The organism is Paenibacillus sp. J14 (assembly GCF_000518465.1).
In the GTDB taxonomy this organism is placed as follows: Bacteria; Bacillota; Bacilli; order Paenibacillales; family Paenibacillaceae; genus Fontibacillus; species Fontibacillus barengoltzii.
On the sequence record NZ_JADQ01000006.1, the window covers coordinates 76,069 to 90,267 of the forward strand.

15 protein-coding genes are annotated in these 14,199 nt (G+C 51.7%); 8 read left to right on the forward strand and 7 right to left on the reverse strand.

Annotated elements, in window-relative coordinates; all coding sequences use genetic code 11:
* Window positions 1-68: 68 nt before the first annotated feature.
* Together M891_RS0102600 and M891_RS0102605 are read right to left on the reverse strand one after the other, a co-directional pair.
* Window positions 69-1,433: a (Fe-S)-binding protein gene (locus M891_RS0102600; RefSeq protein WP_232228273.1), complete on the reverse strand. Its 1,365-nt coding sequence runs from the start codon at window positions 1,431-1,433 to the stop codon at window positions 69-71.
* Window positions 1,430-2,842 carry an FAD-binding oxidoreductase gene (locus M891_RS0102605; protein ID WP_028537715.1) on the reverse strand — a complete coding sequence of 471 codons (1,413 nt, stop codon included), beginning with the start codon at window positions 2,840-2,842 and terminating at the stop codon, window positions 1,430-1,432. The genes M891_RS0102600 and M891_RS0102605 overlap by 4 nt, the downstream gene beginning before the upstream one ends.
* Before the next feature lie 168 nt (window positions 2,843-3,010).
* Here M891_RS0102605 and M891_RS0102610 point away from each other — a divergent pair, with 168 nt between their 5' ends.
* The gene (locus tag M891_RS0102610; RefSeq protein WP_016311944.1) at window positions 3,011-3,721 is read left to right on the forward strand and encodes a FadR/GntR family transcriptional regulator; all 711 of its coding nucleotides are present in this window, start codon (window positions 3,011-3,013) and stop codon (window positions 3,719-3,721) included.
* A 103-nt stretch (window positions 3,722-3,824) separates the two neighbouring features.
* Here M891_RS0102610 and M891_RS0102615 read toward each other — a convergent pair whose 3' ends face one another.
* Window positions 3,825-4,937: a DNA alkylation repair protein gene (locus tag M891_RS0102615; RefSeq protein ID WP_028537716.1), complete on the reverse strand. Its 1,113-nt coding sequence runs from the start codon at window positions 4,935-4,937 to the stop codon at window positions 3,825-3,827.
* Between the two features lie 150 nt (window positions 4,938-5,087).
* On the opposite strand from M891_RS0102615, the gene M891_RS0102620 reads away from it, so the two are divergent.
* Both M891_RS0102620 and ybaK read left to right on the forward strand, forming a co-directional pair.
* Entirely contained in the window at window positions 5,088-6,398 is a 1,311-nt protein-coding gene (locus M891_RS0102620) for an MFS transporter (RefSeq protein ID WP_028537717.1), read from the forward strand.
* Window positions 6,399-6,496: 98 nt separating this feature from the next.
* A complete protein-coding gene (gene ybaK, locus M891_RS0102625) occupies window positions 6,497-6,982 on the forward strand; it encodes a Cys-tRNA(Pro) deacylase (protein ID WP_028537718.1) in 486 nt (161 codons plus the stop codon).
* Here the strand turns inward: ybaK and M891_RS0102630 are convergent.
* Window positions 6,979-7,857 (reverse strand): helix-turn-helix transcriptional regulator, encoded by an 879-nt coding sequence (locus tag M891_RS0102630; RefSeq protein ID WP_051416812.1) that lies wholly within the window; start codon window positions 7,855-7,857, stop codon window positions 6,979-6,981. The two genes, ybaK and M891_RS0102630, sit on opposite strands and share 4 nt — an antisense overlap.
* A 167-nt stretch (window positions 7,858-8,024) precedes the next feature.
* On the opposite strand from M891_RS0102630, the gene M891_RS0102635 reads away from it, so the two are divergent.
* Genes M891_RS0102635 through M891_RS0102650 form a run of 4 tightly spaced genes read left to right on the forward strand, consistent with a single transcriptional unit; the run spans window position 8,025 to window position 12,163 of the window.
* Window positions 8,025-9,164 carry an LLM class flavin-dependent oxidoreductase gene (locus M891_RS0102635; protein WP_028537720.1) on the forward strand — a complete coding sequence of 380 codons (1,140 nt, stop codon included), beginning with the start codon at window positions 8,025-8,027 and terminating at the stop codon, window positions 9,162-9,164.
* Between the two features lie 11 nt (window positions 9,165-9,175).
* Window positions 9,176-10,462, forward strand: coding sequence for an ABC transporter substrate-binding protein (locus M891_RS0102640; RefSeq protein WP_028537721.1), 1,287 nt, complete (start codon window positions 9,176-9,178; stop codon window positions 10,460-10,462).
* Between the two features lies 1 nt (window position 10,463).
* A complete protein-coding gene (locus M891_RS0102645) occupies window positions 10,464-11,336 on the forward strand; it encodes a carbohydrate ABC transporter permease (protein WP_028537722.1) in 873 nt (290 codons plus the stop codon).
* 11 nt (window positions 11,337-11,347) lie between these two features.
* Entirely contained in the window at window positions 11,348-12,163 is an 816-nt protein-coding gene (locus M891_RS0102650) for a carbohydrate ABC transporter permease (protein ID WP_016311952.1), read from the forward strand.
* An 85-nt stretch (window positions 12,164-12,248) separates the two neighbouring features.
* Here the strand turns inward: M891_RS0102650 and M891_RS25205 are convergent, their stop codons facing one another.
* From M891_RS25205 to M891_RS0102665, 3 genes are read right to left on the reverse strand one after another with little or no spacing between them, the layout of a single operon-like run.
* Entirely contained in the window at window positions 12,249-12,401 is a 153-nt protein-coding gene (locus tag M891_RS25205; RefSeq protein WP_157268745.1) for a hypothetical protein, read from the reverse strand.
* A 33-nt stretch (window positions 12,402-12,434) separates the two neighbouring features.
* The gene (locus M891_RS0102660) at window positions 12,435-13,361 is read right to left on the reverse strand and encodes a serine hydrolase domain-containing protein (RefSeq protein ID WP_051416813.1); all 927 of its coding nucleotides are present in this window, start codon (window positions 13,359-13,361) and stop codon (window positions 12,435-12,437) included.
* A gap of 13 nt (window positions 13,362-13,374) precedes the next feature.
* Window positions 13,375-13,701 (reverse strand): YnfA family protein, encoded by a 327-nt coding sequence (locus M891_RS0102665; protein WP_028537725.1) that lies wholly within the window; start codon window positions 13,699-13,701, stop codon window positions 13,375-13,377.
* 169 nt (window positions 13,702-13,870) lie between these two features.
* On the opposite strand from M891_RS0102665, the gene M891_RS0102670 reads away from it, so the two are divergent.
* A complete protein-coding gene (locus tag M891_RS0102670; RefSeq protein ID WP_016311955.1) occupies window positions 13,871-14,188 on the forward strand; it encodes a thioredoxin family protein in 318 nt (105 codons plus the stop codon).
* Window positions 14,189-14,199 lie beyond the last annotated feature (11 nt).

Here is a 14,199-nt window from a genome sequence, read left to right on the forward strand (position 1 = left end):
CGTTTCCCTTCAGGTTGCATCCATGAAGGGAAACGCCTTTCCTTGTGCTCTGATCAGCCAAGCAGAGCTTACAGAGCCCGGTCTAACAGATCCATAATATGCACGGCTTCCATTTGCTTATCCAAGCCAGCTCGCAAGATGCCTTGTTTCATCTGCAGCAGACAGCCCGGGTTCGAGGTGACGATGAGGTGAGCTTTCGTCTCCCGGACCTCTTCCATTTTGTCGTCCAAAATTTGCATCGACATCTCAAATTGGGTCAGGTTGTACGTCCCGGCTGAGCCGCAGCAGCTGTCGGGATGACGCATTTCCACAAGCTCCAATCCCGGGATGCGGCGCAGCAGCTCACGGGGTTGGTTACGCACACCTTGACCGTGGGCCAGATGGCAGGAATCTTGATACGTGACTTTGTAATTCAGCGGCTTGCTGAATTGGAGAGGGGGGAGCTCGGCCAGCAGCTCATTCGCGTCGCGGTTGCGGGCGGCAAACCGCTTGGCCCGTTCCTCCCACACCGGATCGCCTTTGAACCAGTGCCCGTATTCCTTTAACGCCGCCCCGCAGCCTCCGGCATTGTTCACGATGAAGTCAACGCCGGCTTGTTCAAACGCTTCGATATTCCGCTTGGCTAGCTCTTTGGCGCCAGCCATCTCGCCGGAATGGGCGTGCATCGCTCCGCAGCAGTTCTGTGCTTCGACAAACACGACGTCGCAGCCGGCTTTGGTTAACAGCCGCGCCGTCGCTTGATTCGTCTCGAAGAACATCACATCCATGACGCATCCGGTGAACAAGCCGACCGTGAGTTTGGTTTCGCCTTCGGCTTTCATGTGTTGCTCCCGCTTGCGGCGTTCGCGCGGGGAAGCAACTGTTTCGACCGCCTTCTGCATTTCGCGCATTGACTTCGGCAACACCCGGATCAGACCGGTTCGATTGGCGAAGGATTGCAGACCCAGCGCTTGAGCTCCCCATAGGACATGGCCCAGACGACGAACACGTTTCGGATACGGGAAAACCCGTTCGAAAATCAAGTTGCGCAGTACCGAGGGCTTCGCCGTCTCTTGCTTCGTTTCCTGCACAACATGACGTGCGGTTTCCAGCAAGCTCCCGTAAGGCACACCCGCAGGACAAGCCGTTTCACAAGCCCGACAACCCAGGCAAGCGTTCATATGCTGCTCGAATTCCTCATTTACCGGGAGCTGCCCGGTGGCCACGCCCTTCATTAAAGCAATCCGTCCACGGGGACTGTACGTTTCCAGCCCGGTTTGCTGATAAGTTGGGCAGGTAGGCAGACAAAACCCGCAGTGCATACAGTTCATGATTTCATCCAGATCAAAGGGTTGCAGGCGGTTGCTGTCTGTATGGGTCATCGGGAGGACCGTTGTTCCGCCGCAGGCAGGGGAGGCGAACTCCTTAGATAATGAATGTTTTTCTCCGCTCATCGTTGCACCACCAATCTCCGCCGATTTGTAAAGTTAACGATTTTGCCGGGATTGAGAATACCGTTTGGATCAAAGGCGGCTTTGAGGCGCTGCATCAGTTCCAGGCCGGCTTCACCCGTTTTCAGGTGCAGGAAGTCCTTCTTGGCCAAGCCAACCCCGTGTTCTCCGGTAATCGTGCCTCCTAATCGGATCGCCGCGTGAAAAATCTCCTCAAACGCTTTCTCCACGCGTTCGATTTCCTCCCGGTTCCGCTCATCAGTCATACAGGTCGGATGAAGGTTGCCGTCACCGGCATGACCAAACGTACAGATCTGTACCCCATATTTCTCGGCAACCCGTTCCACTTCTTCGACCATTTCCGCCAGACGGGACCGTGGTACGGTAGCGTCCTCCAAAATCGTGGTCGGCTTCAGTCGGGAGAGGGCCGATAACGCCGCACGCCGCGCAGCCAGCAGCTTCGCGCCTTCCTCGGGTGTGCTGGCCACCTCAACTCCGGCAGCGCCGTGTTCTTGGGCGATGGTCGCGATCTGCTCGATATCGCGGTTAACGACTTCGGCCGGCCCGTCTTGTTCAATCAGGAGCATCGACTTCATTTCCAAAGGGAGACCGAGCTTCGCGAAGTCGTCCACGACCTTCATCGTTCCTTGATCCATGAACTCTACGGTGGCCGGGATGATTTTCGAGGCGATGATGGCTTCGACCGTTTTAGCGGCATCCACCAAATTCCGGTAATAAGCGACCAGGGTTCGCTTCGTTTCCGGCAATGGGAGCAGCTTGAGCGTAACCTCCGTGATGACGGCAAGCGTTCCTTCGGAACCAACGAGCAGCCGCGTCATATCATATCCGGCGACGTCCTTGACGTTCTTCCCGCCGCAGCGCAGAATCTCGCCCGACGGCAGCACATATTCTAGGCCCATCACGTAATCCTTCGTTACGCCGTACTTGAGTCCGCGCATCCCGCCGGCCCCTTGGGCGATATTTCCGCCAATCGTGGAAATCCGCATACTCCCTGGGTCTGGCGGATAGAACAGGCCTAACGCTTCGACGGCATGATGCAAGTTGGCGGTGACAACTCCAGGACCAACGGTCGCTGTCAGATTTGCCGTATCGATTTCGTGGATTTGATTCATTCGGTTCATGTTAAGGACGATCCCGCTCTGAATCGGAATGGTGCTGCCAGCGAGGTTGGTACCGGACCCCCGAGTGATAATCGGAATCTGGTGGGTATTCGCTAGCTGCAAAATGCCGGAAACCTCTTGAGCCGAGGCAGGGAATACGACCGCGTCAGGCATAGCTTGGTACATCGGCGTAGCGTCATAGGAATAGGCGTATAGATCGGCCGGGCGGTCCAACACCCATTTGTCCCCGACGAGGGCTTGAAGCTGCGCTTTCACTTCGGGACTGATCAATTCACATTCCTCCCGTTTTCTGGTATAAACGAATTATTAGATTAATCAGGTCATCAGATGAATTTTAAATTTGAAATAAATCTACCATATCGCTGGTAAATTGTATAGACTGTAATTTAAGAATGATGATTGTTTTTAGGAAGGCCGCGGCCGGAAGAGGGAGAAGTCATGGATTTAGGCAAAAAAAATTACGAAATCATCACCGAGGAACTGGAGCGGATCATTGCAACCGGGAAGGTGAAGCCGGGAGAGAAGCTGGAGACAATCGAAAATATGGCCAAACGCTATCGCGTTGGCCGTTCCACTGTCCGCGAAGCGATCAGCCATTTGAAAGCCCGGGGCCTGCTGGAGACGCGGCAGGGAGGCGGAACCTACGTCCGGGCGCAGGCACTAGAATCAATGGCAGCCCAGCAAATCAAGAACCGCGAGGACCTGCAGCAACTGCTGGAGGTGCGCAGCATTCTGGAGGTTGGAAGCATTGAGCTGGCAGCCCTCCACCGGAGTGAAGCCGATGTGGCTGAACTTTCGGAGATCGTTGCTCTAATGGAGGAAGCGATCGGGAACGAGGAAATCAGCCAGGTGCATGACGTCAATTTTCACTTGGCCATCGCCAAGGCAACGCAAAATCCGTTGCTCCGTCAAATGATGGAAAGCATCTCCACCATGATGATGCGAACGATCCGCGACAGCCGGAGTCTGTGGCTGTTCAGCGAGCAGGAATCGGCCCACCGTCTGTTCCAGGAGCACCGCCAAATGCTGGAGGCAATCCGCAAGCAGAACCCGCAGGCAGCGGCAGACCTGATGCGGACCCATCTAACCAAAGTTGGACAAGCGCTGATGGGAGCTTCGGAGCAACCCAGTCCTTCGGAAATCAACTGAATGGATACGAACATCGAAAAGACCTGACTCCTTACGATCAGGTCTTTCTTTAGCATTCAAGACGTATAAGTATTACATGCTGCCCCGGTTGTCTGCTAGCTTCTTATGCTTCGCCCGCTTGCAGCGTGAGTTGGGCTGCCGCCGTTTCCACGCCGTTGACCAGCAGCACGATGCGGTGTTCGCCAGGGTAATGGCGGCGGGTGGACAAGTCAGCCCAGCTATGCCGCCGAGTGCCGCTGAGGCGTGAACCGCCGGGTACCGTTTTGTCCGACAATAAAAATAGCTTCCGCGACGTGCGGCCTCCGGCTTTGACGAAATCGATGCCGTATTCAATGCGCACCTTGGCCGGGGCGCCTGAGCGGATGGTCAGCTCGTAACGGAGCTCGCTGGCCTCACCGATCCGCAGTACGTTTGGTTCAATTACGAGCGAGGCAGCTGTTGTCAGAGGCTCACTGTCCTCGCCGGTGGCGTAGCCGAACAGCTCCAGAACCTCAGGGCTGCCGCGTCGGATCAGCGTCCGGCAGCCGTGTCGAATGATCCAATCGGTGTGCGGATGGGAGCCTTTCCAGCGCCGGGCGATCTCCAGCACTAGGTCTGGATGGTCCTTAGCGATGTCGTTCAGGTTGTTGGCCACACTTTTGCGAACATACAAGCTCGGATCGGCCTTCAGTTGCTCCAGGATCGGCAAAATTGGCGCGGGATCACGCTTGAACATCGGCAGTGCTTGTCCCCATGGCAGGCGCGGCCTGCAGCCTTCACTGGCCAAGCGGCGTACATGCTCGTTGTTATGCTGCGCCCAGGCCAACATTTGCCGCATCATCCGCTCGGGGTCCCGTTCAATAAATGAACGGACGGCAAACTCCGCGGACGATTTAGACGTGAAGCGCTCCAGCGCTTGCATCGCCTGCTCCCAGTCCGCTTCGGCCTGACCAAACACCTCTACGAAATCGGGAAAGAAGAGGTAGGGGAACCCCACGCAGGTATCATCAATGGCATATAAGATGTCCAGCGCTTCCCCAAAGCTGGCAGGCAACAAAGCGCCCAGCTTTAACGAGATCTGCCGCATCCGCGCCTTGAGCTCCAACTTGTCCCAAGTTTCGTCCATCACGTCAGTCACGAATCGTTCCGTATCAAAGGGAGCGTAAGCTTCCTTCACTTTGCTGCCGAAATCCCGCAGAAATTCCTCACTATAAATTGATTTTAATGTATCTGCCATGTCTATTCTCCGTTCTATCCAAACTGAGGTTGAAAGTTTCAGGGGTCTATTTTACGATAACGATTTAATTGAGCGCAAACCATGATGATACACGCTGTTAACGTATTTGATTATAATCTAACCATTTGGTAGTGAAAGGGGAAGCCCCAAATGAAAAAATCGGCAATCCGTGCTTGGATTCTGTATGATTGGGCCAATTCCGCGTATTCGACAACGGTGTTGGCTGCCGTGCTGCCCATCTTTTATGCCGGGGTGGCTGCGCAAGGGTTAAGTGAAACGACTGCAGCTTCCTATTTGGCCTATACGCATTCCATCGGCATGGCGTTGGTGGCGGTGATCTCTCCATTGCTGGGATCTATTGCGGATATATCTGGCCGCAAAACAACGTTTCTGACTTGGTTTGCGCTGCTTGGTATCGTAGGTACGTTGGGGTTCGCGCTCGTTGGCCCAGGGGACTGGCTGCTCGCTTCGGCTTTGCTTGTCGTGACGACCGTTGGATTCTCGGGGAGCCTCACCTTTTATGATGCGTTACTGCCGGACTTGGTACCATCGCCAAAACGCGATGATGTCTCAGCCAAAGGATATGCAGCCGGGTACATCGGCGGCGGGATCCTGCTGGCGGTCAACCTGCTGATGATCCAACAGCCGCACTGGTTTGGGATGAGGGATGAGCTTGCGGGCACCCAGCTTTCTTTCTTGACCGTGGGGCTTTGGTGGCTCGTCTTCTCACTGCCGTTAATGCGGAACGTCTCTAACCTTCCGAAGCAAGCAACCGGTCTTACGGCTGGAGGATACGTACGAGCTGCCTCCAAGCGGCTTCGCGGTACATTCAAGGACATTCGACGTTATCCGCAGCTGTTTCGGATGATCGCGGCCTTCTGGTTTTACAATGATGGGATTAATACGATCATTCTGATGGCCACGATCTACGGCACGATCTTGGGGATCGGTACCAGCGATTTGATTTTGGCTCTATTAATTACGCAGTTCGTTGGATTCCCTAGTACGATCCTGCTCGGCAAAGCGGCAACACGTCTCGGCTCCAAACGTGTGTTGATCGGCACGCTGTGGACCTATGTGGTGATTGTTCTCTTGGGCTTTGGCATGAGCAGCGCGCTGCATTTTTACATACTCGCTGTTATGGTGGGGCTTGTGCAAGGGGGAAGCCAATCGATTTCCCGCACGATTCTTAGCGAGCTGATGCCGCCGAACCGGACGGGCGAATTTTTTGGCTTCGTTAACATTACGAGCAAGTTTTCCTCGATCTTTGGGCCGTTTGCTTTTGGGCTCATTGGACAAATCACTGGCAATTCGCGCCTGGGGATCTTGTCGTTGCTGCTGTTTTTTGGCTTAGGGATCGCTGTCGTGATGAGATTGAACCTAAACCGAGGAAAGGCGGATGCCTTGCGGGATATAAACGATCCTTTTTCTTCTGAACCGAAGCCGCCCGTAACGGCATAGGAAAAAACAACTTCATCCGTTTCCGGCCTGTCCTGCTTCCTGCAAAAATGCTACGATAATTGAATACAGGACCCAGGAAGATTAGAGGAGTGGAAACCATGGCCGAAGTCAAAACCAATGCCATGCGTATGCTGGACAAATCGAAAACCCCATATCACATTTTTGCATACGATGCCGAGGACGGACAAATTCATGGAACCGCGGTGGCGGAGAAGATCGGCAAGCCCGTCGAACAAGTTTACAAAACATTGGTGGCTCATCAAGGCGCATCGTTATTTGTGTTTATTATTCCGGTTGCGGAGGAGCTGGACCTGAAGAAGGCGGCTAAGGCTGCGGGGGTCAAAAAGATCGAGATGCTGCCGCTTAAGGATTTGCAGCAATACACGGGCTATGTCCGCGGCGGCTGCTCTCCGATTGGTATGAAGAAGCTGTTCCCGACCTATATCGATCGTACGGCCGAACAACTGGAAACCTTCCTTGTCTCCGCAGGACGAGTCGGCCTGCAAATGGAGCTGTCGCCTCACCTGTTGGCGGAACAGGTGAAGGGGAAGTTCGCGACACTGATTCGTAAGGAAGAGAATTAGCTCGTTTGCTCCTTTTTCCCATTCGTACGATATTCGATTGGAGATATCCCTAATCGCTTCTTAAACGCTTTTGAGAAGGAAGAAATGTCTTGGTAACCTACAGCTCTAGCGATTTCGGCAATAGTGTAATTGGTATGCAGCAAGAGCAGCTGAGCCTCCTGCATTCTGAGTTGGAGCAGGTAATTAACGGGAGAAGTGCCATAGGTCTTGCGAAACATTTTGGAAAAATGCGTTCGCTCGATGCCAACCGAAGTGGCGATCTCCTCAATGGTAATTAGTTCCGAAAAATTGTGCTCGATGAGCTGCTTGCCTTTATCAAGCCAATCCAGAGTTAGATCTTGCTGCAGAACCAGCGGGGTTGGTAGTTCCAACGATTGAAAGATGGCATACATCCCGTGCAGGCGCGCGAGCGCCTGCTGGTGTTGATGAATTAAGTTGAGAAAAGCCGAAATGGTTCGATCCACCACGCGATTGGGCATATGCGGATGCTCCGGTGTCAGCCCTAGCCGCGCCAATGTCGCCAGCGCTTGTTTACCGTCAAAGGCCAAGATCAGCTTCTTGATGGGTTGCTGAGGATCGCAATAATATTCATGTATCACTTGAGGAAACAGGCAGAAGATATCATTAGGCTGAAGGTGATACTGCTTCTTCTGTTGGATAAAAGTGCCCGTTCCTTCCAATACGCACAACAAATAATAATTATGGGTAACACGTGGTCCGATGTGATAGTGAGGCTTGGCGATGTTCGCCCCGATGCGAAGTGGCCAAATTCCATGCTGCTTCTCGAAATCGGTGGGCTGAAGCGGATAAATCGCCAGCCACTCATGCTCATGTTCGTTCCAATGTTCAAGTTGAATCCCCTTTACCAATTCCACTGCACTCACTCCCCTTAAGCCTGGTACTCCCCCACAAAGAGACAAATCAATCTGCAACAAAAGGACATAGACACTTGTGACAACTTTGTGTACTCTAACTTATATCATATTAAACCTAGTAAAAACATAGGAAAATAATTATTTATTTTTCACATGGAGGCGAAGTCATGTCAGAACAGCAGCATGTGGAATTCGGATGGTTCCTGCCTACCACCGGAGATGGCGAATATGTAGGGATTCCTCCGCAACGGCCGGCTTCTCCGGAGTATCTGACAGAGATTGCCAAGGCAGCGGAACATGCAGGCTATGAGTTTGTCCTGATCCCAACTGGAGGCGATTGCTGGGATGGTTTTGTCGTTGGGAGCTGGATCGCTGCTCATACTTCGAAGCTTAAGAGTTTAGTTGCCTTGCGTCCAGGCCTAATCACACCCGTTCTTGCAGCCCGCAATGCAGCCACATTGGACCAAATGACCGGCGGTAGAACGATGTTCAACGTTGTGACCGGTCATTATCCACAGGACTTGAAGGCTTGCGGCGATCCGTTGTATGACCAGCATGATGCACGGTACGAACGGACACTGGAATTTGTGAAGGTAGTCAAGGGGGTATGGGAAGCAGGGGATGCGAAGGATGGAGGGTTTAACTTTGAGGGCAAGCATTATTTTATTGAAGGCGGCTCCTGTCAGCCCCCTGTCTTGCAGCAGCCTCATCCTCCCATCTATTTTGGAGGAAGCTCGGTTGCCGGCAAGAAGACGGCAGCTTTGACCGCGGATGTCTATTTAATGTGGGCTGAGCCCCTTCAATGGATTCGATCGCAAATCGAAGAAATGAAAGACTATCTGCAAGAACTTGAGAGAGAGCAGGGGATCAAACGCACATTAAGGTATGGCATGCGTGCTCAAGTAGTTGTCCGAGAAACAGAGGAAGAAGCCTGGGCTGCGGCCTGGAAGCTATTAAGCAAAGCCGATCCAGAGCTCATTCAGTCCAGAGAAAAGCTGCATGCGAAAACCGATGCCGTAGGTCAAAACCGGCAAATGGATCTGTATCATCAATCGATTCAGGACGATTATGTGATTGCGCCAAATATGTGGGCGGGATTGTCAGCGATCCGCGGAGGCGGTGCCGTCGCTTTTGTTGGTACAGCGAAGCAGATTGCAGACCGAATATTTGAGTTCGTGGATCTTGGTGTGACTTCGTTTATTTTGTCCGGTTATCCTCATTTGGAGGAAGCGGAGATTTCAGGGCGCTTACTGATGCCGGTATTAAAGCAAAAAATGGCTGAGCGCGGCTTGGTTAAGCAGGATTAGGAGGATCGGATATGAGAAAATGGAGCGGATACATCATCATTCTTACGCTGGTGCTGCTCGTATCGGCATGCGGCAGCGACAGTAGCCAGAGCAGTCAAAACACGACTCAGTCAAGTCATGCCAACAGCGGCGGAGATCAACAAGAGAAGGTGAAACTGAGCTTTATTCATTGGCGCGGCGAAGATGTGGAAGTGCTGGACCGCATCATAGACAAGTTTGAACAAGAAAATCCGAACATCCAGGTTGAGACTCAGGTGTTCCCGTCGGATCAATATCAATCGACCGCTCAAGCTAAAATCGCCGACGGCTCCGTCGGGGATGTATTCACCGTATTTCCAGGAGCGCAGTTTCAAGCGATCGCCAAGGCAGGGATCTTTACGGATCTGTCTACTGAAAGCTGGCTGGACCATTTCGAGCCGAACTTAATCGCTGCTGGACAATTGGATGGGAAACAATATGCGTTACCGTATCAGTTGGTCTATAATATTCCGGTTTACAATATTTCGCTGTTTGAGAAGTATCACGTGGATATTCCCCGGGATTGGAACAGCTTCTTGGAAGCTATGGAGGTGTTTAAGCAGGCTGGCCTAACGCCGATTGCTTTTCCAGGAGCGGACATTGGGCCTGGGCAACTCATGAACTCCATGGTGATGAATAATGCGCCGGATGAGGAGATTTTTGTGAAGTTGGAGGCCGGGGAAGCGAAGCTCACTGATGGATGGTGGGTGACCACTTTGTCGCAATTTAAGGAGCTGAATGATCGAGGGTATTTTCAGAAGGACGCCGTCGGCGCGAAACAGGATTCTTCCATCGCTTTGTTCGTGCAGGAGCAGGCCGCGATTCTGGCAACCGGCTCTTACCATCTTGCCTCGAATAAAGCGAGCAACCCTAATCTAAAGCAAGGTCTGTTAGCCCCGATTACCGTATCTGCGGATCAGGCGGTTTATGAAGGGATTCATACCACCACATTTATGCTGGCGGTCAATAGTAAATCGAAGCACCCTGAAGAAGCGAAGCTGTTTATTGAATTTTTGAGTCGTCCAGATATCGCCGGGGAATATGCGAATGGTACAGGTCAGAACGTCACCGTCAAAGATGTGGAGTACACTTCAGAAGAACTCCAAATCGTGAGCGAATGGACGAAGAAGCGGACCCGCTTCCAGCCGCGGTTTACGATCTCCAACGCCGAAGTTCAAAAGGCAGTTACCAATTCCATCCAGGCGGTACTAAGCGGGGAATCAGCGGAAAAAGCCGCGGCGGATGCGCAAGCGATCGTGGAACAGCAGATCGGGGAGTAGCATGAGAAAACATCTGCGATTGCTTCCGTTTGTTTTACCTGGGTTGTCTTTATATGCGGTGTTGTTTTTATACCCGACGATCTCCGCACTCTACTATTCTTTAACGAATTGGGATGGCTTATCACCGTCCTATCAGTTTGTCGGCTTGCAAAACTACCAGAAGGTCAGCGAAGATATCATCTTTCGCAAAGCTATGGGCAATAATGTGAAGTTTATGTTGACCGTGGTTCTTGTGCAGACCGTTGTCTCCTTGCTCTTAGCGTTGCAGATTTACAAAACAACTAAGTGGAATGTTTTCTTGCGCGCGTTATTTTTCTTGCCGACGATATTGTCATCGGTATCCGTAGGGTTTATTTGGACATTTATTTATGATTCCAATTTGGGTGCTGTCAATTTAATGTTACAAAATATCGGGTTAGGAGGCGTGGCTCAAAACTGGCTTGGCGATCCGAAGATCGCGATCTTTTCGATCGCTGCGGTACAAGCGTGGGCTCATATTGGGCAGATGGCGGTATTATTTATCGCCGGGCTTTTATCGATCCCTAAGGAATTGAAGGAAGCTGCCATTTTGGATGGAGCGTCTCAGATTCGATTGTTTTTTCGCATCATTTGGCCGTTGCTTGCCCCGGCGGCAGCTTTGGTGGTGTCCTATACGACAATCCAATCCTTTAAGGCGTTTGATCTCGTGTTTACGATGACCGGTGGAGGGCCTAACTACTCCACGGAGATTTTATCTACGTATATTTATAGCTCTGCCTTTCTTAACTACACGTTTGGTAAAGCGGCTACGGCTTCGGTCTACTTTATGATCCTGATCGCAGTGATTACTTTTGTCCAATTTAAGCTGCTGCGCACAGATCGCGTTAGTTATTAAGGGGGGATAGAATGCTCCGTATCGTTGGAAAAGTGATGCTTGTTGGTTTTGCTGGAGTCATTCTGGCTCCTCTATTGATCGTGGTGATCACGACCTTAAAAACGAATCCCGAGTTTTATGCCAACCCGCTTTCGTGGCCGGACCAATTCTCCTTGGATAATGTGCGCAGCTTGTTTGCCAAGCAAATGATGTGGCGTTATTTTTGGAATAGCACGTTGATTACTTTCGTTACGGTAGCGGCAGAATTGCTGCTGGCAAGCAGTATGGCGTATGCGATCATGAGGTATGGAAAGAGCAAAGTCGGGAAGCTATTATTTGCGCTGTTCGCCATCGGTTTGATGATTCCGTCGCAGGTGAATATGATCCCGATCTATGCGTTGCTTCGGGAGTGGTCGCTGACGAATAGCCACTTCGGGCTGATTATGGTCAGCTTGACGATCTTGCTGCCGCTAAGCGTCTTTATCCTGTCGGGTTTTGTGAATACATTGCCCAAAGAATTAATGGAAGCGGGGGAGATTGACGGTGCAAGTGAACTCAGGCTGTTCACGCAAATCGTTGTGCCGTTATGTGCTCCTTACTTAGCAACCACTGCAGCCTTTTTATTTGTGATCGTTTGGAATGATCTGTTATTCCCGATGCTGCTGCTTGTGGAAAAAGATAAGCTGACCTTGCCGTTAGCTCTGCTTCAATTTAAAGGCGAGTATGTCACCCATTATCCGTTGTTAATGACTGGCGTTGTTGTTGCGGCGCTTCCGATGATCGTGATTTTTGTGTTCTTGCAGCGATACTTTATTGCTGGTGCATTGGCAGGATCGTTGAAAGGATAATAAGTTAGCGTGCAGATGGCATCTTGACCCGCGTCTAATCGAAAAACAAGCCCATTCCAATGGTGGAATGGGCTTGTTCATGTCACTAGTTTTGCTTCTCCTCGCTCAGACTTTTGGCGTAATCGATAAACCGCCTAGCCGCCGGTAAGACATACCGGTCTTTTCGCCATTTCAGGCCGAGCTCCCATTGCCAGCCTTCTTCTTGAATCGGAATCCATGCAAGCCCATCGAGTTCCAAGCCCATGGTCTTCGTGCAATACCGGTTCTTTTTTTACACTAAATAAGGTGCAATACATAAGCGGAACATTTCTGTTGGCGGCCGTTTCTGCTTCCGTTGATCTTGGGTCAGCACAACCACCGTCTCCAAGCTGGGAATGACATATATGAACTGCCCACCGTATCCACGAGCATAGAAAAAATCAAATTTCGGATGCCCGTCCTCTCCATAAACGTCCACCCACCAATGCCAAGCATAACAGCCGCGCCAAGGGGATTCGACATCGATCGCAGGCTTTACGGATTCCGCTACTCGTTCTGCCTGGATCACCTGCCGGCCTTCCCATCTGCCGCCCTGCAAGTAAAGTAAACCGAATTTCAACATGTCCGTCGGACGGAGCCACATGCCAAATCCACCGGTATGAATGCCCTGCGGGTCTTGCTGCCAACGATACGTCTCAATGCCCAGCGGGCCAAACAGATGCTCCTCGGCAAATTGCGCCACCGGGATGCCGGTGACTTGGACAAGGATCGCCGATAACAGCTGAGACGCTCCGGAGTTGTATTCCATCCGGTCCCCGGGGCGGTCAGCCATCGGCTGCTCCAGCGCAAACTGAACCCAATTGGGCGACCGGGTCATGCGTGGGAACGAGTTATGTCCGCCAAACTCCGTCCAATTCCACCCAGCCGTCATCGTGAGCAGATGACGCAATGTAATCTCACGTTTTCGCTTATCCGGATCTTCCTCCAACTGCGGAAAGAAGCGGAGAATCGGTGTGTCGGGAGATGGCAGGAGACCCTGATCCCAGGCAATGCAGAGCAGGGCGGAGAGAAAGCTTTTCGTGCAAGAATTAATTTTGGCGAGCTCGTCCGCAATTTGATCGTTGCGATAATGTTCAAGCACCATCTGGCCTTGCGTGTGAATTATGCAGCTTCTTAAATCAAGCGGCGCGATGGCTGCCGAAATGGAAGATACGTTCATAACGATGTCCTTTCTAATGTCGTGGTGCCCAGAGGATAATGGAGACGCCGATCAGGCAAACTGCGGCGCCAAGCCAATCGTAGAGGTCGGGGGTTTTCTTGTCCACCCACCAGCCCCATAACACTGCGAGCACAATAAATACGCCGCCATAGGCTGCATACACACGGCCAAAGTTCGGAAATTTCTGCAGTGTCGGAATCAGGCCGTATACGATCAAAATTAGGCTGCCGACGATTCCGTACCATAGCGGTTTGGATTCGCGCAACCACAGCCAAACTAAATAACCGCCGCCGATTTCAGCGAGTCCGGCGACAATGAACAAGAGGATGGCGAGGAGCATGATGCAGCTTAAGTCCTTTCGCGTTATTTTTACCAAAGATTGTACCATGAATCCGCGAAGATGAAACCTTGATGAAGATACTGGCTTCTTTATATGGATGCGCTATAATCAATGTAAACAAATCTTCAAAATTAAACTATCAAATCAACAATTAAAGGAGTGGATCCGGATGGAACGTGTCCAATCGGAATCGCAATTCGAGCAATTAATTCAAAGAGACCAATATACGGTGATCAAATTTGACACGACCTGGTGCCCGGATTGCAAAAACCTCGATCGGTTTATCGGCGATATCATTCAGGAGCATCCGGACAAAGAGTTCTACGCGATGGATGCCGAAGAATTCCAGCCGCTGGCTGAGGCTAACGAGGTACGGGGAATTCCAAGCTTGCTCGTGTATAAAAATGGGGAGAAGATCGCCCATCTGCACAGCAAATTTGCCAAGACGCCGGGACAAGTCCGCGAATACCTGGAGAACTTGGCTTAATGCGGTAAGCG